This window comes from Buttiauxella gaviniae (genome assembly GCF_040786275.1).
Classification (GTDB): Bacteria; Pseudomonadota; Gammaproteobacteria; order Enterobacterales; family Enterobacteriaceae; genus Buttiauxella; species Buttiauxella gaviniae_A.
Genome location: NZ_JBFMVT010000002.1, coordinates 3,537,080 through 3,561,970, shown reverse-complemented (window position 1 = coordinate 3,561,970; position 24,891 = coordinate 3,537,080). Strand labels below are relative to the sequence as shown.

The 24,891-nt window shown below is 51.9% G+C and carries 21 protein-coding genes; all 21 read right to left on the bottom strand.

The genetic code is table 11. The features are described 5' to 3' along the window. Positions 1 to 68: 68 nt before the first annotated feature. Positions 69 to 965, bottom strand: coding sequence for a UTP--glucose-1-phosphate uridylyltransferase GalF (gene galF / locus AB1E22_RS16970; RefSeq protein WP_367596403.1), 897 nt, complete (start codon positions 963 to 965; stop codon positions 69 to 71). 177 nt (positions 966 to 1,142) lie between these two features. After that, on the bottom strand, positions 1,143 to 2,570 hold the full coding sequence (wcaM, locus tag AB1E22_RS16965; protein ID WP_367596401.1) for a colanic acid biosynthesis protein WcaM: 1,428 nt from the start codon (positions 2,568 to 2,570) through the stop codon (positions 1,143 to 1,145). Positions 2,571 to 2,576: 6 nt separating this feature from the next. Continuing rightward, positions 2,577 to 3,806, bottom strand: a complete 1,230-nt coding sequence (wcaL, locus tag AB1E22_RS16960) for a colanic acid biosynthesis glycosyltransferase WcaL (protein WP_367596400.1) — start codon at positions 3,804 to 3,806, stop codon at positions 2,577 to 2,579. After that, positions 3,803 to 5,083 carry a colanic acid biosynthesis pyruvyl transferase WcaK gene (wcaK, locus tag AB1E22_RS16955; protein ID WP_367596399.1) on the bottom strand — a complete coding sequence of 427 codons (1,281 nt, stop codon included), beginning with the start codon at positions 5,081 to 5,083 and terminating at the stop codon, positions 3,803 to 3,805. The genes wcaL and wcaK overlap by 4 nt, the downstream gene beginning before the upstream one ends. Beyond that, positions 5,080 to 6,555 (bottom strand): MOP flippase family protein, encoded by a 1,476-nt coding sequence (locus tag AB1E22_RS16950; RefSeq protein ID WP_367596398.1) that lies wholly within the window; start codon positions 6,553 to 6,555, stop codon positions 5,080 to 5,082. Before AB1E22_RS16950 ends, wcaK begins: the two co-directional genes overlap by 4 nt. Before the next feature lie 122 nt (positions 6,556 to 6,677). Further along, complete coding sequence (gene wcaJ, locus AB1E22_RS16945; protein WP_367596397.1) at positions 6,678 to 8,072, bottom strand: undecaprenyl-phosphate glucose phosphotransferase; 1,395 nt, start codon at positions 8,070 to 8,072, stop codon at positions 6,678 to 6,680. Between the two features lie 227 nt (positions 8,073 to 8,299). Continuing rightward, positions 8,300 to 9,670 (bottom strand): phosphomannomutase CpsG, encoded by a 1,371-nt coding sequence (cpsG, locus tag AB1E22_RS16940; protein WP_367596396.1) that lies wholly within the window; start codon positions 9,668 to 9,670, stop codon positions 8,300 to 8,302. Between the two features lie 109 nt (positions 9,671 to 9,779). After that, positions 9,780 to 11,219: a mannose-1-phosphate guanyltransferase gene (cpsB, locus tag AB1E22_RS16935; RefSeq protein WP_437178390.1), complete on the bottom strand. Its 1,440-nt coding sequence runs from the start codon at positions 11,217 to 11,219 to the stop codon at positions 9,780 to 9,782. A gap of 16 nt (positions 11,220 to 11,235) precedes the next feature. After that, a complete protein-coding gene (gene wcaI / locus AB1E22_RS16930) occupies positions 11,236 to 12,456 on the bottom strand; it encodes a colanic acid biosynthesis fucosyltransferase WcaI (protein WP_367596394.1) in 1,221 nt (406 codons plus the stop codon). Beyond that, positions 12,453 to 12,932, bottom strand: a complete 480-nt coding sequence (locus AB1E22_RS16925) for a GDP-mannose mannosyl hydrolase (RefSeq protein ID WP_367596393.1) — start codon at positions 12,930 to 12,932, stop codon at positions 12,453 to 12,455. The genes wcaI and AB1E22_RS16925 overlap by 4 nt, the downstream gene beginning before the upstream one ends. A 2-nt stretch (positions 12,933 to 12,934) precedes the next feature. Next, positions 12,935 to 13,900 (bottom strand): GDP-L-fucose synthase, encoded by a 966-nt coding sequence (fcl, locus tag AB1E22_RS16920; RefSeq protein WP_367596392.1) that lies wholly within the window; start codon positions 13,898 to 13,900, stop codon positions 12,935 to 12,937. 2 nt (positions 13,901 to 13,902) lie between these two features. Further along, a complete protein-coding gene (gene gmd / locus AB1E22_RS16915) occupies positions 13,903 to 15,024 on the bottom strand; it encodes a GDP-mannose 4,6-dehydratase (protein ID WP_367596391.1) in 1,122 nt (373 codons plus the stop codon). Positions 15,025 to 15,135: 111 nt separating this feature from the next. Continuing rightward, positions 15,136 to 15,678, bottom strand: a complete 543-nt coding sequence (gene wcaF / locus AB1E22_RS16910) for a colanic acid biosynthesis acetyltransferase WcaF (protein ID WP_367596390.1) — start codon at positions 15,676 to 15,678, stop codon at positions 15,136 to 15,138. 53 nt (positions 15,679 to 15,731) lie between these two features. Beyond that, positions 15,732 to 16,484, bottom strand: a complete 753-nt coding sequence (gene wcaE / locus AB1E22_RS16905) for a colanic acid biosynthesis glycosyltransferase WcaE (RefSeq protein WP_367596389.1) — start codon at positions 16,482 to 16,484, stop codon at positions 15,732 to 15,734. 17 nt (positions 16,485 to 16,501) lie between these two features. Beyond that, a complete protein-coding gene (wcaD, locus tag AB1E22_RS16900) occupies positions 16,502 to 17,722 on the bottom strand; it encodes a colanic acid polymerase WcaD (RefSeq protein ID WP_367596388.1) in 1,221 nt (406 codons plus the stop codon). Next, a complete protein-coding gene (locus tag AB1E22_RS16895) occupies positions 17,697 to 18,914 on the bottom strand; it encodes a glycosyltransferase (protein ID WP_367596387.1) in 1,218 nt (405 codons plus the stop codon). The genes wcaD and AB1E22_RS16895 overlap by 26 nt, the downstream gene beginning before the upstream one ends. Continuing rightward, positions 18,911 to 19,396 (bottom strand): colanic acid biosynthesis acetyltransferase WcaB, encoded by a 486-nt coding sequence (wcaB, locus tag AB1E22_RS16890; RefSeq protein ID WP_367596386.1) that lies wholly within the window; start codon positions 19,394 to 19,396, stop codon positions 18,911 to 18,913. The genes AB1E22_RS16895 and wcaB overlap by 4 nt, the downstream gene beginning before the upstream one ends. 2 nt (positions 19,397 to 19,398) lie before the next feature. Next, on the bottom strand, positions 19,399 to 20,247 hold the full coding sequence (gene wcaA / locus AB1E22_RS16885; RefSeq protein ID WP_367596385.1) for a colanic acid biosynthesis glycosyltransferase WcaA: 849 nt from the start codon (positions 20,245 to 20,247) through the stop codon (positions 19,399 to 19,401). 198 nt (positions 20,248 to 20,445) lie between these two features. Beyond that, positions 20,446 to 22,614, bottom strand: coding sequence for a tyrosine-protein kinase Wzc (gene wzc / locus AB1E22_RS16880; protein ID WP_367596384.1), 2,169 nt, complete (start codon positions 22,612 to 22,614; stop codon positions 20,446 to 20,448). 2 nt (positions 22,615 to 22,616) lie between these two features. Next, complete coding sequence (wzb, locus tag AB1E22_RS16875; RefSeq protein ID WP_367596383.1) at positions 22,617 to 23,060, bottom strand: low molecular weight protein-tyrosine-phosphatase Wzb; 444 nt, start codon at positions 23,058 to 23,060, stop codon at positions 22,617 to 22,619. A 6-nt stretch (positions 23,061 to 23,066) separates the two neighbouring features. Then, positions 23,067 to 24,200 carry a polysaccharide export protein gene (locus tag AB1E22_RS16870; protein ID WP_367596382.1) on the bottom strand — a complete coding sequence of 378 codons (1,134 nt, stop codon included), beginning with the start codon at positions 24,198 to 24,200 and terminating at the stop codon, positions 23,067 to 23,069. Positions 24,201 to 24,891: the final 691 nt, after the last annotated feature.

Below are 24,891 nucleotides of genomic sequence, written 5' to 3'. Positions count from 1 at the left end.
AAACCACCCTGTCACTATCGATTGCCGTTCTTATCATCAGACGCTGTTCTTCATTGATTACAAAACTCTCAACGCGCCAGCAACTTCTGGATACTTTCCCTGAACTTCTGCCCTTCTTTATGGTTACGCAGGCCATAGTTCACGAACGCCTTCATGTAACCCATTTTCTTGCCACAGTCGTAGCTTTCGCCGGTCATCAATGCCGCTTCAACCGCTTGCTTTTGGTTCAGTGCAGCGATGGCATCCGTAAGCTGGATACGCCCCCAGGCACCTGGCTCAGTTTTCTCAAGCTCAGGCCAAATGTCAGCCGACAGGACATAGCGCCCAACAGCGGCAACGTCAGAATCCAGGGTCTGTGGTTGATCTGGTTTTTCCACGAAATCAACAATGCGCCCAACCTGTCCATCATTGCTTAATGGCTCCTCGGTCGTGATAACAGAGTACTCAGACAAATCTTCGTTGGTCATGCGTTTTGCCAGCACCTGACTGCGGCCCGTTTCCCGGAAACGTTCGACGATAGCAGCTAAATTATAGCGCAATGGGTCTGCGCTGGCGCCATCGAGGATAACGTCAGGCAATACTACGACAAAAGGATTATCACCAATGATAGGGTGAGCACACAAAATAGAGTGACCCAGGCCTAACGGCTGAGCCTGACGCACGTTCATAATGGTCACGCCAGGAGGGCAGATGGACTGAACTTCCGCCAGCAACTGGCGTTTCACACGCTGTTCAAGCAGCGCTTCAAGTTCATACGAGGTATCGAAATGGTTCTCTACCGCATTCTTGGATGAATGCGTCACCAGCACGATTTCTTTGATACCAGCAGCTACGATTTCATCGACGATATATTGAATCATCGGCTTATCGACGATCGGCAACATCTCTTTTGGAATGGCTTTTGTTGCGGGCAACATATGCATACCCAAACCTGCGACCGGAATAACTGCTTTCAAATTAATCATCTTCAGTTCCACCTCGAAATGGTTGGAGGATTATAGTCTTTTCAAGCCTTGATGCCAGCATGAATTGATCCCCAAAATTTATACTTCATCTTAACGTTCTCAACAAAGTACGCAAAACCAAAACCTTGATTTTGCTCTTTGCTGATACTCAGAAAAGTCGCAAAGCTGTATAACGGTTCACTTCGTCGCCACTGGCAGCGCAAAATTCAACCCACTAGCATTCACATGCACTTGGTCAACCCGGTCAATATCCACCGAACGGCCACCGTTCTCGTTCACGGCACGCACATTGGCCAGCGACAGCAGCGTATCCTCTTTCGCCATAAAGCGGCCGCGCACATCTTTGCGCAGGTCAAAGTTTAGCTTCAACGCGGGCCCTGCGTCGGCATGCTGCATCACATCCACGTTTCTCAGAAACAGGTGCTGGGGTTTGTTATGCAGCTCAAGTGTGGCGCGCTTCATCGTAACGTTAGTGATAGCGACAAACGATGTTGCGTTACCTGAGGAGATCTGAATCCCCCGGCTCTTAAACGGCATCTGGGTATTATCGAGCGTAATATCGTTGAGTTTGAAATTTTGCGGAATAGATAAATATTTGCCTTTGATCACACCGTAACCAATAAGAAACCCCGCGCTATCTTTCATATCGATATTATCAAGCACGAAATTATCACAGCCATAAATTGCTACAGTGGCGTTATCAATCCCCGCTTTTTGACTAAAAGTATGATTAATGTTGCGGGCCTTAATATTACGAATAATAAAGTGTTTGCCGTTCTCGACGTGAATTAACTGGCGGCAGTTACTGCCGGTGATATTCGCCACCACAAAATTCTTCACCGCCTGGTCTTCAGGATACTCGTTATCGTAAGTACTCCCCGCAAGCCCAATGCCAATCCCCCAGTTTATCTTTCCGTTCGTACAATCGATGTTCTCAATCACATGGTCGGAGATCAGCAGGTTGTGGTCGTTAATCGCCACATTCCATTCGATGGCATCTCCCTGTAGATGGCGGAAATGGCCGTTAGTGATTTTCACGTTCTCCATGCGGTTGTGGAACCCCTGCCGCAGAATGGCGTAGTTCGCGTCGTGGACGGTAATCTGATCGATGACCAGATTACGCATGGTCCGCTTCTCTTTACCGCCAATGTAGATCTGCGTTACAGGAACAAAACCGCTCATATCAATGCCTTTGATAGTGCAGCCCGACCCCCGTACATCAAGGGTGATATTGTTAAACCGCCCGCCCTTCGCGCCCAAAATCTGGCAGCCGTCCTGCATCACAAAACGCCCTTTGCCATTGCCCTTTAAACCACCGGCGACATGCAGCGTTTTGCCTTCGGGCATAAAGATAGCGGTGTTGATGTTGTCGCAAACTAAATCGGCGGGAACAGAAACGGTGTCCGCCGCGGCAAACGCCTGTTTAAAGGCAGCGATCCAGTCACCGTTATAGAATTTTTGGACGCTGGCCTCACTTTTGCCAGCGGCAGCCAGCACGCAGCGAGGAACAAGGAGTGGCACCGCAGCCAGCAGAGAGCTGGCTTTTAGTAATTTGCGGCGGGAGGAGGAAAAGGAAGGAGGTGTGAGTTTAAAATTTTTGCGCATACGGCCTCATAAAGTGTGTAGCGTATGGAGCTGGCGGGCTAATTCTCGATAGATAATTTTCTGATTAAACTCCGTTTCAACTTTCGCGCGCGCGCGAGTGAGCATCGTTTTCAGCTCATTTTCATCAATATCGCCAAACGCCTGCAAGCTGTCGGCAAGGGCTGCCGCGTCTTTCTCCGGCACCAGCCAGCCAGAACGGCCCGCATCGATCAGTTCAGGGATACCGCTATGCACGGTTGAAAGAACCGGAATACCAACCGCCATCGCTTCCATTAATGCCACGGGAATGCCCTCCATATCCCCGTCCTCGCCCGTGATAGAGGGCAGCAAGAACAAGTCGGCATCATCCAGCATCGCTTTGACTTCGTGGTTCGGCTTAAATCCCGGCATAAATACCACGTCGTCGAGCTGATGTTGTTCGATAAGCGTGCGTAAACGCGTCTCCCAGGGGCCAATCCCGAGAATGTTGTAGCGGAATTTCACGCCGCGCTTTTTCAGCAACAGGCAGGCTTCAATCGCCACGTGCAACCCTTTTTTCTCGGTCAAACGGGCGACCGAAATAATCTCAAGCGTTTTGGCTGGCGCTTTTACCGCACGCCGGGAGAACCGTTCCATATCTACGCCCATGCGCGACACAGAAATTTTCTCCGCCGGGCAACCCATTTGTTGCAGGCGCCCCGCCCATAAATGGCTTATCGGTAGCATCAAATCGCCACGCACAAAGAGTTTTTGATATTCCGGCGTATAGCGTTCCAGCGCGTCACGCCCTGAAATATCAATCCCATGGAATACCGTGGCGATTTTGCCTTTCAGCAAACCCAGCTCCCGCAATTTTGCCGCCGTCACACCCGCCGGGCCGAAATGCGCAATAAACACATCGGCCTGCACGGTTTGCGGGTTACGGCCACAAATAGAAGAGAGAATCAGATTGCGCGCTTCCTCACCATAACGGGCTGAATTTAATGCCCGCCATGTGCGCGGGCGAAGTGCGCCACGCAGCGTGTTTACCGCCCGGGACTGAAGTTTCGCCACTTTCCCCGCGGGCTCGTCCATCAGCCAGGTCGTTTTCGCGGCAAGTTTGTACTCTTTGAATGCCGCGTGCGTGTTGGTCAAATCCCCCTTCTGGATGGCGACAATTTCCACCTCATAACCCATATCGATAAAGGCCGTTATCTGATTGAGAACAAAGGTTTCAGACGCCACCGGGAATTTGAGCAGGAAAAAGCCAACTTTCATTTCGCCCCCTTAATACGCCCAAGTACCGACTCCACCATGCGCAGGCCATCTTCACGCTCCGCACGCACCGCATGAGCCAGGCGCTCATTAATAGCCGGGAGTTGCCCTAATACATCCGCAACCACACTCTGGAGAGAACCGTTCAGAAGCTGGCGAATTTCAATCGCCATTTCCGGCATACCGAGCTGCTGCATGATGCCTGCGGATTTGTGTTCGTAGTTGATGGCAATCGCTGGCGTACCAAAGTTCATAGAGATAATGGCGGAATGCAGGCGCGTGCCGACGGTCAGTTCGCATTCGCCAAGAATCTTGCCCATCTCGAGATCGTTTAATTCATCCATCACCACGTGATATTGCTCGGGGTCATTCACATACTGGCGAAGGTTAAGCGCGACCATACGGTCATCTTTGTTGTAACTGTCGATGCCGGTACAGGTTGACAGCGCCAGCACCTGATAACCCTGGTCAATCACTCGGTTAACCACCGAAGCAAACGCCTGCTCATAGGCTTGCTGCGTGGTGCCGAGGCGTTTATCGAAAGGCGCCAGTTCACGCAATGTGATTGCCACCGTCTTCTTGCGCTGAATAGTTTTCAGCCAGTGCTGTACCGCATAGCTCGGAACAAAACTGTCATTGTGATGCTCGACCAGCCAGGCGGTATCAACCCCCTGCTCCACTTTGCTGCAATCAATATTGCTCTGTTTCATTAATTCAAGGCTGACGGATTCACGCAAAATCAGCGATTGCACATTGCCGAACACATAGCTTGCCAGATGATTAAACTGCGGATCCTGGAAGGGCCCGACGCTATGGCCAATCATGTAAACCGGTTTTTTCGCCATAAAGCTGCACAGCGCATGCTCAAACTGCGAAACCCCGTATAGATCGACAAAAAACGAGCCGCCGACCTGAATAATCGCGTCATATTTCTGCAGCGATTTCACGAAATCAATAAAGCCCTGCGGAATGGAGATATTACGTAGGCGCCCGTTATCGGTGGCTTTCGCCAGCAAAACCTGGTGCTGATATTTGCGGCGCAATACTTTCTTCACCCGCCCCATCAGCCCGACGGCATTGTTATGCTGCTTCATCTGCTTATACAGCCCGTCGCCCATCACCGGGCGGCCCAGCAACCAGGAGGAACTCACCGGGTAGCGGCTCATCACGTCGACCTGGACGGTTTCATCAAGGGTGGTAATCGCATCGATCAATCCGCGCAAAATGGCGCTGTCACCACGGTTGCCACAGGTGTGGTTACCAAGAATCAATAATTTCATACAGACCTCTTTTTCAAATGGGGTTCTCTGGTTATGAACTGACGCTTCATCTCAACCACCAGCGCATTGCGAGAAAGCAAAAGCATGACGATAAACGCCAGTGCGCCCGCTGTAATTTGTGCGCCCAACAGCAGGCCAAGGGAGAGCTGCTCTTTCAGGGCAAAACCTAAAAGAGCGCTAATAACAATCGTTGGAATCGACAGGTAAAACGGCAGCCAGATACTTTGGATGTACTGGCGGAAACTCGCACCCAGCACCGGTTTAATCATCACGAAATAACTCAGAACGGTGTTCACCACCTGCACAACCAGGAAACCAAGCGTCACGCCCAGCGCCCCCGCCAGATGCCCGCCAACAATAATTGCCGGAATAAACAGGCAGGTTTTGAATACGTTGAATTTAAAGCTGATATCCACGCGCGCCTTCGCCATCAGCAGCGAGCCAATCGGGTTGCCAATAGAACGCAGCAGGCCCACCACGCAGAGCAGTTGCAGAATCGGCGTAATAAACAGCCACTTCTCACCAAACACCAGCGGCACAAAATTATTCGACACCACCAGCAATCCGAGCAGCGCCGGGAAGTTAATGATCCCGACAATCGACAGCAGTTTGTAGAAATTGATGCGTAACTTGTCGGTATCGTCCTGAATTTTGGCAAACGCCGGAAACAGCACGCGAGTGATAATCGGGTTGAGCTTCATCGGCGGCACCACCGCCACGTTGTAAGCGAGGTTATACCCGCCCGCCACGCCCGCGCCGAGAATACGCGCCAGCACCAGCGTTGAGAGGTTGGTATTCACATAATTGATAATGCTGTCGGCGGTCAGCCATGCGCCAAACTTGAGATTTGAGCTAACGGATTTCAGCGAGAAGTGCAGGCCTGGGCGGTAAATTTTGCGGCCAAAGAAACCAAACAGCGAGGTGCGCACCACGGTGTTTACAAAGTAGCCAATAATCGCGGTCATTGCGAACGGGTAATACATCGCCGCACTCACCGTCACGGTAAATCCGGCCAGCACGGATAACGTCTCAATCGAGCCAATCTTTGAAAACTCGAGCTCTTTTTGCATTAACGCGCGGAACTGCTGGCCGTGCGGAATGACGATAAACGCGAAAGAGAGCGTTTTAATCAGCGGGGAAAGCGCCGGGGTATGCAGCACCGAGGCGATAACATCGCTGAGCAAAAATACCAGCGCAAAAACCACTAAACCGAGGCCAACATTCAGCCAGTAGAGCGTCGTCAGCTCAAGGTGGCTGATCTCTTTGCGCTGGATGATCGAGTTCGCGATGCCAAAATCCGACAGCGTATCGGCCAGGGCGATAATCACCAGCGACACGGTCAGCAAACCGAACTCGTGATTATCAAAAATGCGCGCAAGCCAGGTCATTTGCACCAGGCCCAGGCTAATAATAATGACCGTGGCGATGGCAGACCATTTGGCACCGCTGATGGTTTTTTCTCTCAGACTCATGATGTTATCCGTTACGTCAAGTGAATGTCGGGTGGCGCTACGCTTACCCGACCTACGCAAGGCCGTTGTAGGGTGGATAAGCGCAAGCGCCATCCACCGTTTACACACAAAAGGCTTGTCATCTAATAGGCTGCTTTGTTAACAAAGCCTTTAAAAATGGTCAGAAAGACAATTTTGATGTCGAACCACAGGCTCCATTCGCGGATGTATTCCAGGTCAAACTCCACACGCTTTTCCATTTTCTCAAGCGTATCGGTTTCCCCGCGCCAGCCGTTGATTTGCGCCCAGCCGGTAATGCCTGGCTTCACTTTATGGCGCAGCATGTAGCCTTCAATCAGCGAGCGGTACTGCTCGTTATGGGCAACCGCGTGCGGACGCGGGCCGACGATCGACATCTCACCCATCAGTACATTGATAAATTGCGGCAGCTCATCAAGCGAAGTGCGGCGTAAAAAATTGCCCACCGGCGTTACGCGCTTATCGCCTTTGGTTGCCTGAGTCACCACCGCATCGTTTTCCATCACTTTCATGGAGCGGAATTTCCAGACCTTGATAGGCTTGCCGTCCATGCCGTAGCGGGTCTGGCGGAAGATAATCGGGCCAGGGGAAGTAAGTTTTACCGCAGCGCTAATGCACAGCAGGACCGGGGAGATAAACAGCAGGATCATTGTGGACAGCACGATATCTTCGAGGCGTTTCAGTACGCGATTCGTGCCGTTTAGTGGGGTATCAAACAGCGGCACCACCGGTACACCGTTCACCTCTTCGGTACGGGAGTTAAGAATATTGAAGGTGAAAACATCGGGGATCAGCATGACCGAACAGGTGGTGTCCGTCAGTTCGCGTACCAACGATTTAATGCGCGCTTCTTCATTCATCGCCATCGCGATGTAGATGTTATCGATTTGCCCGGCTCGCGCCTGCTCAACCAAATCTGCGAAACAGCCCGCATAATCACCGTGCGGCGATTCTGGCTGATGGTCGTCATACACGCCGGTGACATCAAAGCCCAGCCACGGTTCATTGCGAAAACTTTCCGCCAGGGTATAACCCACCGGCAGCGACCCCGCGATAGCGATGCGGCGGGTGTTGTAGCCCATATTGCGCAGCCAACCGGCACCGATGCGAATCATTGAGCGGCACATCACCATGCCAAAACTGCTCAACACATACCAGGCGAGATAAACCCAGAATGAACCATCAAAATCAGGATTAAACGCCAAAAGACCTGCGCTAAAGATCAGGCTTAGCGTCCAGTTTTGTAGCAGCAGTAAGAGTTCGCTGGAGATTCTCACCCCTCGCCATGAGCGATAAAAATCGGTCATTCCACCAATCATCTGGAAGACCACAAGGGCAAGCAACGCCATCAGCAAGTGCATATACAAAAACGGTATCGCGTTAACTTTGCACACCACCCATAGCCCAACAAACATGATGGTTATGTCAGAAAAACGTTGCACCATAGAGATTAACGATGCGTTCGTTTTTGGCAGCACGCGCTTTTTTAGATTTGTCATCGTTTTACCTTTGTTCACTATTGTTCTCACGGACCCCACCCCAACCCTCCCCTTTCCAGGGGAGGGAGCTTAACGTCCATTAGCCCCTCCCCCCGGCAAGGGGAGGGAGCTTAACGCCTTTTAGCCCCTCCCCCTGGCAAGGGTGGGAGCTTAACGCCTTTTAGCCCCTCCCCCTGGCAAGGGGGAGGTTGGGAGGGGGTCCGTAAGGGCGACAAGTGCCAATCGAATCACTGATTCAACAGTTCCATAATTTCCTGCGTTCGCGTCTGCATCAGTTGCTCATTGCCACGCGCTTCCACATTCAGGCGTACCACCGGCTCGGTGTTTGAGCTTCTGAGGTTAAAACGCCAGTCTGCAAACGCCATGCTCACACCATCGGTGTTATCGGTATCCACGGCGTGCGGGGCAAAATGCTGCTGCACACGGGCAATCGCGACTTTCGGGTCGGCCAGCTTGCTGTTGATTTCCCCGCTCGCCGGCCACGCCGCCATGCGGTCACACACCAGCTCGCCCAGGGTTTTCCCTTTCAGGCACAGCAGCTCCGTCACCAGCAGCCACGGGATCATCCCGCTGTCACAGTAGGCAAAATCACGGAAATAGTGGTGGGCACTCATCTCGCCGCCGTAAATCGCATCTTCCTCGCGCATACGCTCCTTAATAAACGCATGCCCGGTTTTAGACATCACCGGCGTGCCGCCTGCCCGCTCAACGATATCCACCGTGTTCCAGCTCAGGCGCGGGTCGTGAATAATCTTCGCCCCTGGCTGTTTTTCGAGGAACGCCGCCGCCAACAGGCCGACGATGTAATACCCCTCGATAAACTGCCCTTTCTCATCGAACAGGAAGCAGCGGTCGAAATCACCGTCAAAGGCAATGCCCATATCCGCGCCGTGCTCAATCACCGCATTGTGGGTGTCATCGCGGCACTCCGGCAGCAGTGGGTTCGGGATACCGTTAGGGAAGTTACCGTCAGGCTGGTTGTGGACTTTGATAAACGTCAGCGGTACGTTCAGGGATTTAAAGCGTGCTTCGATGGCGTCAACAATCGGGCCTGCCGCACCGTTGCCGGAATTAATGACCAGCTTCAGCGGCTTGATATTTTTAACGTTGATGTACGAGAACAGATGGTCGATGTAAGCCTGAACCACAGAAATCTGCTTATAGCTGCCGCGTTTCGCTGCATCCACCGGAGGGAAGTCATTCGCTTCCGCCAGGCGCTGCACGTCGCGCAGGCCGGTGTCGCCGCTGATCGGGCGGGCGCCCTCGCGCACCAGCTTCATGCCGTTGTAATCCATCGGGTTATGGCTGGCGGTCACTTCGATGCCGCCATCCACGTTCAGATGCCAGGTGGCAAAGTAGATCTCTTCGGTACCGGAAAGGCCAATATCCAGCACGTCCACGCCCGCGTCCTGCAACCCTTTCGCCAGGGCCAGTTTCAGCGCCTCGCTGGTCAGGCGCACATCACCGCCCAGTACGATAGTTTTGGGTTTCAGATATTCGCCGTAGGCGCGGCCAATACGCTCAGCAATCTCTTCGTTCAGCTCTTCGCCCAGACGACCACGGATGTCGTAGGCTTTAAAACAGGTCAGTTTTTGCACGTTTCAGTCTCCTCCAGGCAACAGTTGCCCAACCCACAGCGTTGTCTGTGGGGGATGTGGAATATTCAGAATGTGTAGATCGGATTAGCGAAGCGGCATCCGACAAAAGTTAAATGCGTCCGTACCGGTCCTCAAAACGCACAATGTCGTCTTCTTCGAGGTAAGTGCCGGAACGCACTTCAATCAGGTCAAGCGGGATTTTTCCGGGGTTTTCCAGGCAGTGCGTGACGCCCAGCGGAATGTAGATGGACTCGTTTTCGCCGAGCAGTTTTATCTCGTCGCCCAGCGTCACTTTCGCGGTGCCCGCCACCACAATCCAGTGCTCGGCACGGTGGTGATGCATCTGCAAAGAGAGCCCTTCGCCCGGCTTCACGGTGATGCGTTTCACCTGGTAGCGTTCGCCGGAATCAATGGAGTCGTATTTGCCCCACGGGCGGTACACTTCCCGGTGATTGTGGTGTTCATGGCGGCCATCGAATTTGATTTTTTCGACCACTTTTTTCACGCTTTGCACGTGATCGCGATCGGCGATCAGCACCGCATCTTTAGTCTGCACCACCACCAGATCTTTCACGCCAACCGTCGTCACAAGCCCTGATTCGGCATAGATATAGCTGTTTTCGGTATCGTGGCTGATCACATCACCATGATGCACATTGCCCTGCGAGTTTTTGGTACTGATTTCCCATAGCGAAGACCACGAGCCGACATCGCTCCAGCCCGCATCCATCGGCACCACTACCGCATCAGCGGTCTTTTCCATTACCGCGTAGTCGATAGATTCATCCGGGCAGGCCAGAAACGCCGCTTCATCCACGCGCACAAAATCGAGATCCGGGTCGATATTCGCCATCGCTTTTTCACAGGCGGTGAGAATATCCGGGCGGAATTTTTTCAGCTCTTCGAGGTAGCGCCCGGCGCGGAACAGGAACATGCCGCTGTTCCAGTAATACTCCCCGCTGGCAACATACGCCTGGGCGGTGTTCAGATCGGGTTTTTCAACGAACTGCGCCACGCCGAACGCGATAGCATCAACACCAGGCGTGTTCGGGTTAGCCACTTCGCCGCGGCGAATATAGCCATAACCGGTTTCCGGTAAATCAGGCACGATACCGAAAGTGACCAGTTTGCCCGCTTCGGCATACGGGAGAGCGTTACGCACCGCCTCACGAAATGCCTCTTCGTTCTGAATCACATGATCCGCTGCCAGAATCAGCATTAGCGGATCTTTTTCAGGTTGATTACGGATCGCCGCCAGAGCTGCAAGCGCGATGGCAGGGGCCGTGTTGCGCCCGGCGGGCTCCAGCACGATATTTTCCGTCAGTTTGTTCAGCTCGCGTAACTGTTCAGCCACGATAAAACGGTGCTCTTCGTTACAAATCACCACTGGGCTCTCGCACTCCACGCCGTTTAAACGGCTAATGGTGGCCTGCAACATCGTCAGTTCCCCTTTCAGGCACAGGAACTGTTTTGGATAAAGTACGCGGGACAACGGCCATAAGCGGCTGCCGTTTCCTCCTGCCATGATGACTGGATAGAGTTGGCTCATTTTTAACCCCGACATGTTATGAAGATATAGCGGCAATAAATTGATTCAACACACTATTCTTCTCTAGTGTGCGCTCGGCGTAGTCACGTGCCACCGTGTTGTGTTCCGGCAATTGCAGGCAGCGCTCGATTCCCTCAGCTAACGCGTCAACCGATTCAGGCTCAACACACACGGCAATCCCGGAATACACCTCGCAAAGTTGGCCGAGTTCGGTATCCGGTTCTGCGGTAATCACCGCATTGCCGCCCACGGCAAGAATATTGGTCAGTTTTGATGGCAGCACGGCGTCTGCTGCGCCACGGCGCTGAATCACCAGATGGCAATCCGCAAGGCTCAGCAGGGCTGGCAGCGCGTTGTAAGGCTGTAACGGGTGGAACACCACGTTTTGCAATCCCTTCTCCTGCGCCAGTTTTTTCAGACGCGCGGTGCCCCCGCCCTGCCCGACAATCACAAATAACCAGGGCTGGTTCGCAAAACGCGCCGCAACGTCAATCACCGTTTCCAGCCCCTGTTTTTCACCGATATTGCCGGAATAGAGGATGATTTTTTTATCTTCAGGCAATTGCAGGCTGGCACGTACCGCCTGGATCTCGCTTTCGGGAATACCGCGAAAACGCTCCACTTCAGACCAGTTAGGGAAGAAGATCACTTTCTTCGGATCCACACCCTTTTCAGCCGCTTTGTTCATCATCGAACGGGAAATAGTCGAAACGTTATCGACGTTATGCAGGCCGCTTTGTTCAAAACGAGTCGCCAGACGGGCCACTTTGCCCTGCTTTTTGCCTGCCATGCCCAGGCCAAGCATGGCGTCCACTTCGTAGTCCTGAATATGCAAAAGCGTGCGCGCCCCGCTCAGTTTTGCGAGCAGGCGCATACCCGGCACACAAAATAGCGTTGGCACTACGCCGATAATGCGATCCGGCTTCCAGCGGCGCTGCGCCAGCAACGGGAAGAACGAACTCAGCGCAAAGCTCCCCAAATGGATCAGGCGCTTTAACGTTGACGGCTGTTTCGGGACATACAGCGGGCAGCGCCAGACCGTGGCTGCCCCCACTTCTTTGCGGTATTTCCAGGATGAATATTCGGGATGCACTTCCCAGACCGGATAGTAAGGTGGAGCGGTAATGACCCGCACCTCATGGCCCTGGCGCGTCATCCATTCCACCATTTCGCCGGTGTATTTGCCGATGCCTGTGAGTTCGGGAGAGTAGTTAATGCCGTACACTAAAATTTTCACAGGCCGGGTGCCTCCGCGCGTTTCTCATCGAGGAAATAAGCGCGACTGTTGTCGTGGACGTTCTGCGCAGACAGCAGTGCTTCCTGTGTCAGCCAGCGATACGCGCTGTGCTGCGCATCCGGCAAGTGCAACTTTTCGGCATCTACGCGCAGGTGAAAACCCAGCACGATGTAGTGCGTGGAAAAATCCGCCCCGGAGAAGTTGTCGTCATAGAAGTGCTGCCATACGCCATAAAAGTCGCCGTCAGCCAGGGTGAAAGCGGTGCCTAATTCAGCCTCGGTTAAGCGGGCAAAAGCCCGCTCAAGCGTTTCATCTTTCTGAACCCGGCCCCCTGGCACAAACCAAAATTTCTGCGCCGGGCGCTGGGTGCGCTGCCCTAACAGGAACTCTCCCGCCTGATTTTCAACAATCAGATCGATTGAGATCAGCGGTGTGGAACGGACGACGGTTGAGAAATCTTCAGCACTCAGAAACATCGTTACCCCCGGAACCGCTGCTGGTTTTCGAGGAACCACTGATAAGTGCTGGCGAGCCCCGGCTCCAGCGTGATTTCCGGATACCAGCCCAGGCGACGCAGACGTGTGACATCCAACAGTTTGCGCGGCGTGCCGTCAGGTTTTGTGGCGTCAAACACCACGCGTCCACGGTAGCCCGTCACCTTCGCGATGGTTTGCGCCAGCTCGCGAATCGTGCAGTCCACGCCGGTACCCACATTGATGTGGGAAAGCATCGGGTCGGTATGTTCCTGCCAGACTTCATGGTCCAGCTCCATCACATGGATGCTGGCGGCGGCCATATCGTCAACGTGCAGAAATTCGCGCATTGGCGTACCGCTGCCCCACACCACCACATCCGGCGCGTTTTGCTCAGTCGCTTCGTGGAAGCGGCGCAGCAGCGCGGGAATGACGTGCGAGTTGTTCGGGTGGAAGTTATCGTTCGGGCCATACAAATTGGTTGGCATCACCGAGCGATAATCGCGACCGTACTGGCGGTTGTAGGACTCGCACAGTTTGATCCCGGCGATTTTGGCAATCGCATACGGCTCGTTAGTCGCTTCCAACGTGCCTTGCAGCAACTCGCTCTCCGCCATGGGCTGGTTCGCCATTTTCGGATAGATGCAAGATGAACCGAGGAACAGCAGCTTATTCACGTTATGCGTATGCGCCGCGTGAATAATATTGCTTTCGATGGCCATGTTTTCGTAGATAAAGTCTGCCGGATAGGTGTTATTTGCGACAATACCGCCCACTTTCGCCGCCGCCAGGTAAACCTGGTCGATACGTTCTTCGGCAAAAAAGGCGTTAACCGCCGCGCCATCCAACAGATTGAGCTCGTCGCGGCTGCGCAGCACTAGCTCAAGGTCAGCACGTTGCTCAAGCTGGCGGACGATGGCGGACCCGACCATCCCACGATGGCCGGCTACAAATATACGTTGTTTATTCATACTCAGGACTCCAGCGCAATGGCAACCTCATAGCCGTGAGACTTGAGCAACGAGTGTTTTTTCGCCGCTTCCAAATCTTTCGCTACCATTTCGCCGACCATTTCTTTAAGGGTGATCTCCGGTTTCCAGCCCAGTTTTTCGTGCGCTTTGGTTGGGTCGCCCAGCAGGGTTTCCACTTCAGCAGGACGGAAGTAACGCGGGTCAACGGAGACAATCACATCGCCCGGCTTCACGCCCGGGGCGTCATGGCCCGTTACGGAAACCACAATCCCTTTCTCGTCAACGCCCGTGCCTTCAAAGCGCAGTTTGATACCCAACTGGGCGGCGGCCATTTCGACGAACTGACGGACGGAATACTGCACGCCGGTGGCAATCACGAAATCTTCTGGTGTCTCCTGCTGCAGCATCATCCACTGCATTTTTACGTAGTCTTTGGCATGGCCCCAGTCACGCAGAGAATCCATGTTGCCCAGGTGCAGGCAGTTCTCGAGACCCTGAGCGATGTTAGCGATCGCACGGGTGATTTTGCGGGTCACGAAGGTTTCGCCGCGGCGCGGAGATTCGTGGTTGAACAGAATGCCGTTGCAGGCAAACATGCCGTAGGATTCGCGGTAGTTTACGGTTATCCAGTAAGCGTAAAGTTTGGCGACAGCGTACGGAGAGCGCGGGTAGAAAGGCGTGGTTTCTTTCTGCGGCGTTTCCTGCACCAGGCCGTAAAGCTCAGAGGTGGAGGCCTGGTAGAAACGGGTTTTCTTCTCAAGGCCCAGGAAGCGAATGGCTTCCAGCAGACGCAACGTCCCCATCGCATCTACATCGGCGGTGTATTCCGGAGACTCAAAAGAGACGGCAACGTGGCTCATCGCGCCCAGGTTGTAGACTTCATCCGGCTGCACTTCGGAAAGAATACGGGTCAGGTTTGAGCTGTCTGTAAGATCTCCGTAGTGCAGATGGAATTTCGGGTTGCTGGAGTGCGGATCCTGGTAAATATGGTCGACACGTTCAGTGTTGAAAGAAGAGGCACGACGTTTAATGCCGTGAACTTCATACCCTTTTTCCAGCAGCAGTTCCGCCAGATAGGAGCCGTCTTGTCCGGTTACACCGGTGATGAGAGCTACTTTAGTCATAATGGATTTTCCTCTGTTAAACCAGGTTCTTATTTGAAGGTCCCTAAGGTGGATAAACGCAGTCCCATCCACCGATTTATCGGATGGCGCAGGCTTATCCGACCTACAGGGCTACAAAACTCGATCGCGTATTTTCACTGCCGGATTTCCCCGGCAAACGGCCTTCGCCGGTAATGATTTATAAACACTGCTGCGGGCCCCAACCACGGTGTTATTGCCAATGGTCACGCCGGGTGAAACAAATACATCTGTGGCTAACCAGCATTTCTCACCAATAACAATCGGGGCCGCGGTAATATCAAAATGCTGACTCATATAATCGTGGCTGCCGGTACACAAATAACACTTTTGTGACACCACGGAATTTGCGCCGATGGTAATATCGCCCAACGTATATAACACCGCGTCATCGCCTACCCAGGCATAATCGCCCAGGGTTAATTTCCATGGATAAGTAATTTTCACCGACGGACGAATCACCACGCCCTTGCCAATTCGTGCGCCAAATAACCGTAATAAAAATGCACGCCAGCGATAAAATATTTGTGGAGACCAGGCAAATAATGTGGCTTGTACGGCCCACCATAATTGCACTTTTATTCCGTTTGCGCCGCGAAAGCCCCTCGGCACAGTGAAGCCGCTTAGGTCTTGCATACTATTTCCTTATTTTCGTCGGATGGTGCTTACGCTTATCCGACCTACAGGCTTTAAACTTTGTTGTAGAGCGCCTTTGCTTTACCGGTGGTGCGTAAGCGAAGCCTGTATGAGAGCTCGGCAATAAAACCCGGCACGCCTAATATTTTGCGCTGCACGTTTTTTGCATCACGGCATAACTCAATATTATTTGACGTGGACACACCACCCATTGAAAATTCTGAGACGAGTCCTTTGATGCGTTTAAATGCATAACCGTTTTTATACATTTTTGCGGCTAATGCATAATCAGAGGAGACTTTATATTGCAGATCGTAAGGGTATTTCAGCAATCCATCGCGAGGGAAAAATATCGCCTGATGGCTTGCGGGCAGGCTGTGGTAAATATACCAGCCCTGTTTTGCACGGCGCTCTAATTTTGTGCCGTCGCCAAAATCTAATAATGCGTCGCCGATAACCATTGCATTATCGGTTAGCGGCAGCGCGGCAAGCTGCTGTACCACATTAGCAATATCATGATGAAAAACATCGCCGGAATTCAGGAACAAAGCATAGCGACCACAGCACATATCAATGCCTTTGTTCATCGCATCATAAATGCCGCTGTCTTTCTCACTGACAAAATGTAACCCATATTGCCCGTGAAGATTTTCAAGGAATTCCGCCGTGCCGTCATTTGAGCCGCCGTCTACCACAATCCATTCAAATTTAATGCCTTGCGCCTTCGCCAGGTGGGCCAGCGACTGCCAGGTTTTTTCTATCCCAGCGAGATTTTTAAAGGCAACAGTGATGACACTTAATAACATGATTATGGTCTCGTTAATCAGGAGCTGGAAATCTTGAGTGCTTTTCGTAAAATAAACGGGCACACAATCAAGAACGCATATTCAGGGCTAAAAATTGAGCCGGTAAAAAATAACGACACCGGTGTGAAAAGCCATAACTGCACGCGATAATTTTCGTTATTACCAAATGCCGTGCGCATCATTTTAAAGACTTTCCACATATAACAAATGGTCAGTAATACGGCGAACCATGAAAAATAGATAATTAACAGATACAAACCATTGTCTACTGTTTTACCGACATCCGCACCGTTAAAGATTCCGAATGATGCGACATATTCATATAAAGATCCGAAACGCACTACTCCATCAATATTGCTCAATGAATATCCGACCATCGCCAACGGGCCAATAATTCGATAATACGATGATGACCCTTCGGTGCCTAAATCGCCCAAACGCGTCGCGATATAGGGAAATGCAAATATTAACCCCACTAAAAATACGGAAAGAGAAATAATTGCCAGCGGTAACTTCTTCTTGATGGCACTTTTATTAAGGTACTGAAATGCCCACTCAAGCAGATAAAACAGGATAAATGTCATTACCCCTGAAAACGAACCTGAAAGTACTATCCCGAAAAGAATCATACCATCAGTTTTTGGTGTTTTGATACCGAACTGTTTGATGCTGAGCCAAATTGAGATTAATGCCAGAGCGAAGAACGCCGGTTCAAAATAGAGTGCCGTCGTTCGCTTCCCGCCAAAGCTAATAAAGTTCAGTACATAGCTATTACTGTAAATAAGAAACTTCGAAATTTTCTCAATCAGGCTGCTTCCACCGGTAAGAATAATCTGCGCCATCTCTGCGGCGGCCAGCAGCACAATAATGCCCACCACGCCATAAAATAACCTCAGTATTTTTCGGTGATTGTGTTGTGAAATAGTTTTGAAGCGGCAACTCCAGGTCATTGCCAGAATCAGCACAATATAAACAAACAACAATGTCGAGGTAACATATTTACTGGCATCCAGCGATTGGCCAAAGATATAGTTAAATGCCGTTAGCCCTCCCCCAATGCCTAACGCAATCATCAATTTTTTGACGCTAATACGTTCGATGTACAAAAAAAGAAGCGCGGGCAAGAAGGTGACTATCGTTATCGGGAAACTTTCCCCCAGTGACGCCAACTTGACGTTGACGACCAGATAGATGAACGGTAGCAGCAGATAACTACAGATTTTGATAGAACGAGACATACTCCTCCAGCATCTGTTGTCCACTGAACGCCTGGCGGCTTGCCGTTTTAAAAGCCTGCAAATCCTGGCCAAACACCTGTTGCGCCAACGCTTCTTTTGGCATTTTTATTAACGAGAGCACCTGTTCATCATTAAACGTTTTGCCCCCGACTTTGCGTAACACTTCGTCTGCGGCCTCACTTTGCGTAGCGATAACCGGCACGCCAATGGATAGCGCTTCGCACAAAATCAGTGGGTAGTTGTCGACCTGGGAGCTAAACACCAGCGAGTCCATTTCATTGAGCTGGCTCATTAACGCTTTTTTATCGGTCATGTAGCCGTGATTCACCACGTTTGGGCCGTTAAACGGTGAGAATTTACCAAAGGTATGCAGCTCTATTGCATCCCCAAGCGCCATAATCCCCTGCACGAGCCGCTGGTTGGTTTTACCGTCATAACGTAAATCGTGTGCCACCACCGCCACTTTTGGCTTAGCGCCCGCAGCGCGGTTCAGCGGCAATTCAGTGAGAATCGCTTCGGTCGCCACATCAATGCCGTTGTTGATAATTTTGCAGCGCCCTGCCCCGTAGATACGGTTGAACGCATCAGCCACATGCTGACTCGGCGAGACAAACTGGCAGCCCAGCGCCAGCATTTCGCGGAATAACTGGCGCTTGGTATCCACCAGAAGATGGGCGCGGTCGCGTTTTACCGGCGGGTAGTTATCTAACGTCGGGCATTTTTGGCAGCCGGTTTTCCAGCCGTCGCAGCCGTCAAGAAATGCGCAGCGGCCGGTAATGCTCCAGTGGTCGTGCAGCGTCCAGACAAACGTCACATCCGGTTTATGCGCTTTCACGCGCTGGCAAAAGCTCACCATCTCTTCAAGATTCAGCCAGTAGCTGTGTACCACATGGAAATGCAGAACCACCGGGCCGCTTGCGCGAGTGACTTTGCGATAGAGATTGTTCAGGTTGCCGAACGGGTCACGATTGAAAAAGCGGAACAGAATGATGTTGGCGATAGAGGTCAGGCGCGGGGTGTGTTTTTCAACGCCCTGGAATTTATCGTGGCTGGCGCTTTTCTTCCCGCCTTTGCCGTACCCGTAGATAAATCGTGAACTAAAGCCTGCCGCACGTGCCCGCTGGTGGAGATCCAGCGCCACACCTGCCGCCCCGCCTTCTGCGAGGCGTACGTTAAATTGCATAATATTCATTTTAAAACCTTTATCTGCGCCTTCTGACCCACCACCAGCGCATTGTCTGGCACGTTATCCAGCACCACGCTTCCCGCACCGACGACGACGTTATTCCCCACCGTGATGCCACCAATCATCACCACATTGGCGCCCAGCTCAACGCCGTTGCCAATGACCGGGCAATCGTGACTTTCGCGACGGTTGCCGATGGTGACGCCGTGGCGAATAGTGAAATCATCTCCGGCGATAACGAATTTATTGATGACGACGGCATAACCGTGGTGAATGGTAAAACGCCGTCCGATGGTGGCTCCCGCCTGAATTTCATAGCCAAACAGGCACTCGGTCACAAAGCGATAAAGCAGGATTATCGGGGCGGCCCACAGGTTGTTGATGACGCTTTTCTTGCGCCAAACCGAACAAAAATGGGCGATACGGTAGGCCATTACCATGCAGCAAGGGCGAAGGCTCCAGGAGTTTGCGCGTAGGTCTTCAAGCACCTTTATTTCCCCCATAAACCATCGGCAAGACGTTTGGTATTACGCACGCTCAGCAACGCTAATAACGTGCGTAAAGACATACGCTTATTGCGGATTTGGTAGAGAGTAAAGAGCTGGTATTTCTTACTGGCGCGGTCGAATTTATCTTTGTGCTTTTGATAGAAATGGAAGTAACCGGCAAACTTTTTCGGGGATTTGGTTATCTGCATTTCCCCGTGATTGATGTGCAAAATTTGCGTGGCATCTTCCACTTTCCACGGCTGACCGTACTCCACCACCATGCGCAGGAAAATATCGTAATCCTGAGCTGCCGCAAGGGTAGTGTCGAACAGGCAGGCTTTAAAGCGATCGGCACGGGTAAACACCTGATTACCAATAATATTGCGCTTATAAAACAGCTTTAAAGAGAATGGCGATTTCGGATACAGCGGCAAACTCGCGGGTTGGGAATAGACCTGCCCTTCACAAACGTAGTCATTGGCGTACAAAAAGGCGTGCGTCACGAGTTGGGGCTTGTGCTCGAGAAATATCGACAGGCGATTGGGCGTCCATTCATCATCGTCATCAATACCTGTAATCAGTTCACCCGCGGCCTGGCTGATCGCCTGGTTGCGCACCGAGCACGCGCCGGAGTTAAAATCGTTGCGGGTATAGCGCACGCGCTCATCGCCAAGCTCGTGAATAAAACTCTGGAGCTGTTCATAAGAAGAAGAGCAGTCGTCAACGATAAGCAGTTCCCAATGTTCATAATCCTGGCGCAGCACCGATTTAATGGCGCGAATAGCCAACTGTTGACGATTCCATGTCGGCATATAAATAGAAATAAGTGGGCGCGATGCAGTGGTATTCATAACACTCCCCAAAATTTTATTGATGACAATATAAAATCCCCTGATCCCAGCCTTCACCTTGAGGGAGAAGGCGCAAACCGTGGACCCCACCCCAACCCTCCCCTTTCCAGGGGAGGGAGCCGTTATCTACATCCTGTTAGCCCCTCCCCCTGGCAAGGGGGAGGTTGGGAGGGGGTAAAGGCATTACGTTCCCGTCGGCTATTTAGCGTCAGATTTATATTCGTACTCGTAATACCCGTAATCCTCATAACCTGCCGCCCGGCGGAAGATTGAGTTGAGAATGACGCCGCGCACGGTGATGCCGTTTTGCTCAAAGCGGCTGAGGCTGGTTTCAACTTCTTTAAGCGTATTAACCGCATAACGCGCAACCATCAGCGTGGTGCCCGCATGGCGGCCGACAACGGCGGCGTCGGTGACGGCGAGAATTGGCGGGGTATCAATTAACACCAGGTCGTAATTCTTGCTTGCCCAGGCGATAAGCTCGGCAAAGCGCTCGCTCATCAACAATTCAGAAGGGTTTGAGGGCACAACGCCGCGCGGTACAAGGTCAAAATTAGGTACGGAGGTTTTTTGTGCACAGCGGCTTATTTCCGCCTGCCCGGTTAACACTTCCGCAAGACCGTTGGTGTTGGTGGTGCCCAGCAGTTCGTGGGTATAGCCTTTACGCATATCGCAGTCGATCAGCAGTACGCGTTTATTGGTCTGGCTGATAACCGCTGCAAGGTTGGCACAAACGAAGGTTTTACCGATGGACGGGCTTACCCCGGTGAGCATCAGAACGTTATTCGTCGCCTGCATCATGGCGAAGTGGAGGCTGGTACGCAGGCTGCGAATCGATTCGATGGCGAGATCCGTTGGGTTGCCCACCGCCAGCAGTTGGCTCTGCTTGTTGCGCTTCGCCCCTTTAACGTTGCGCACCGTGGCGTTATCGCGGGATTTCTGCCATTCCGAAAGCGGAATACTGGCGTAAACCCCGATTCCCGCTTCTTCAAGGACCGCCGGGCTTTCGATGCCGCGATTAAACAGGGAACGCAACAGCACGCCCATGATGGATAACATCAGGCCGAGAATAATGCTGCCAAGAATAATCAACGCCCGCTGCGGTTTCACTACGCCCGGCTGAGCAATCGCCGCATCCACAATGCGCACATCGCCAACGGTGCTGGCCTCGGTGATTTTCAGCTCTTGCTGTTTATTTAACAGCTGCATATAAACCTGCTGACCTGACTCCACGTCACGCGTTAAACGCACAATTTCCTGCTGCGTTTTTGGCATCGCCGTGACACGCCCGTTCAAACGCGCTTTCTCTTCTTCGAGGGTGTGACGTTTTTCCAGAAGCGTGCGATAAGCCGGGTGGACTTTGGTATACAGCTTGGAGATTTCAGCCTCTTTGAAGGTTAGCTCGTTGAGCTGCGAGTCGATATTGACCATGGTGTCGAGAACGGATTTCGCCTCTAAAGAGAGGTCAACCGAATCCTGCTGCTGGCGATAAGCATTCAGTTTGTTTTCCGCAGCATCAAGGCGAGAGCGCACATCCGGCAATTGTTCGGCCAGGAATTTAAGGCTTTTCGCCGCTTCTTCGGATTTACGCTGAACGTTCTGCTCAAGGTAATTCTGCGTGATGCTGTCGAGAATCGCGCGAATTTTATCTTTGTCTTCACCGGTGTAAGAGAGGCTCAATACGCCGGTATCTTTACCATTTTCTGCCACCGTCAGGTTGCCCTGAAGCTGGTTTATCATGCCAAGCGTGGAGTATTTGGTTACGGTAAAGGTATCGCCAGCATCGGCTTTGATGGCGCTGATATTCATGGTGATGCCACCCTGATTCAGCGTTTTCCCCACCTGCCCTTTGGCGCTAAAGCCGTTATCGCTGGTCAGCAAATATTGTGTCGGGCTAACCACTTCTACCGTAAAGACATTTTTGGCCTGACCGGCGGGCAGATTAAAACTATCCACCACGACGGTATTATTTTGACGCCCTTGCAGGCGATCCCAGCCCGCACCGAGCAGCCAGAAGCTGTTTTTCTCAACCGCGATATCAAGATTGAGATCGTCAACGGTTTTGCCCAACACCAGGCGCGACTGAATCAACTGCATTTCGGCAGCGGACGCAGGCGGTTTGTTGGAGAGCGCGGAACTAATGTCGTTCACCAGAGAGTTACCGGCGTTTTGTTCGATCTGCACCAGCGCATCGGCTTTATAAATCGGTGTGGCAAACAGGGCATAGATTGTTGCCAGGACGGCAAAGATGGCGGTGATCCCCAAAACCCACCAGCGGGCTTCCAGAACCGTACCAAACAACCGGCCAATATCAATTTCGTCATTGCCCTCAGTCGGGGCGCTCGAACGGCGTGATTTCTCTGTCATTGTTATCCCTGATGAGCGTTGAGTGCGTGGGCCCATTTTTGGGCGCTGAGATCCAGAAGGCTGTAAACCGCTTCAAAAGCGTCATGGCTTTTGCGATAGGGATCGGGGATTTCTCGCTCCGCATCCCAGTGACCAAACAGCATCACTTTGCCGCGCATCTCTGGAGCCATCTCGCACAGTGCGGAGATATGGCGTTTTTCCATGGCAAGAATCAGATCGTATTCACGGCACATTTTGCCGGAGACCTGTTTTGCGCAGTGGCCCTCAAGCGAGAGGTTATGCTGTTGCGCCACGCGCATAGCAGCCTCATCAGCCGCCTTGCCCACCAGCGCCCCGAGCCCCGCAGAGGTCACGGTAAGCGCCGGGTGATAACTTTTCAGCAGCCGCTCAGCGGTAGGTGAACGACAAATATTTCCGACACAGACAACCAAAATTTTGTTGAACATAGCGTGTTACCAGGTATGGATATCTTTGGCGGTATCCGTCATATAACGAACGCCACTGATGGTTGGCAGCAGTTGGTTGATCAAGCGATTCCAACGGGTGACCGGGGCGGTCGTCACATAGACCACATCGTAAGGCTGCAACTGGAACTCAGTGCCCATCACCAGCGAGGTCGCATCCGACATATCAAGCTGATAAATGTTGGCAATTTTGCCGCCCTGCTTCTCTTTGATTGGGCGAATGACGAAGATCCCGCTGGCGTTCGAGGCGGTCATATCCAGACCTTCGGCCTGGCCAAGCGCTTCGGTCAGCGTCATGCCGCTGAAGTCCATTTTGAGGGTCGTCTGTTTTTTCACTTCGCCCATCACGAACACTTTCAAATCGTCATTACGCGGAACAAACAGGATGTCGCCGGGGTAAAGCAGATGGTTCTGGCTCAGGTCGCCGTTTTGCATCAGCGCCTGCAGGGAAATACGCTTTTCCTGGCCGTTATGCGTCAGCACAACGTTGCGCCAGTCAGCGGCATCGGTGAGGCCGCCCGCGGCGTTAATCGCATCAAGGATGGTGAGCGGGACGTTGGTAATCGGCTGTTGACCAGACTTATTCACCTGCCCTGAAACGTAGGCTTTTTGTGAGCGGAAACCAGCGATATTAACGTCCACCTGCGGGTCTGCGATGTACGTCGCAAGACGGCTAGTAATATCACTGCGGATTTCAGACAGGGTTTTACCCGCGACTTTCACTTTACCGACATACGGATAGAACATGGTGCCATCCGACTGTACCCAGTTACCGGCATCGCTTGAGCTACGGTACTGACCTGCAGGCGTTGTCAGTTCAGGGTGGTCCCAGACCGTGACGTTCAATACGTCCCCTGGCCCCACACGATATTGGTAAGCCGAAATCTCCTGGTCGAGGGACATATTGGGCTGGGCGACGGCTGGGCGCACGCGTAATTGTTCAACCAGGCGCGGCGTTAACGGATACACATTCACCATGCGATCCAGATTGAAGTCTGAATCCTGCTGCTTGATAACATCTTTTCCCATGGTAGACATATTGCTCCCGGGGAGTACTGTGCAACCGCTCATCAGGGTTACCGACACCAATAAAGGCATCAATTTAAGTTTGTATTTTATCATTGAGTATTTATCACTATGGCAGAGTAATTATCCTGAGCGAATAAAATAAGAGACTCGTTAGGTTTACGAATGAGATATGAATTTAAACTCGCGTGCCGTTTGATGTATCCCCGTCATACTTCACGTTGCATGTGCGTTGGCTTTCCTACAACTCGAATTATTTTGGGTGTAACTGGCATCAATCCTAAAAAACGCTTATTTCCCGACATCCTATTGACAGAATAATTGAGGCTTATTCTCTGGCCTTTGAGCATGCTACCGCCCCTGGCTTACAGTCACCAACCTACTGAAAAAAGACGATTTGTAAGGGGTAATCCATGCGGGGATTAAATCCAAAGAATATTCTTAGGAAATAATTACCACGCAGCCAGGTTAAATATTCCGCCTTCAGAGAAAATAAAAAATTAAATCTACTATCAGACACCGATATCGATTGTTGCAGTTAACCCTATATCAGGCAAGGCACCATAGAACGATACCCGGACTTTTAAGAATAATATTAACCACTCATTTACATGCGTTTAGGAATTTCTTTATATTGACAGAAAATTAATAAGTGATACGTCACACGTTAATATGCAGATATATCTCATGTGAATTTCATTATAAGAAAAACCAATTCCTTATTATTTCCCAAAAATGAATAACGGTTTACCTTAGTTATTAGGAGGAATTAAGCGGTATTAGATTT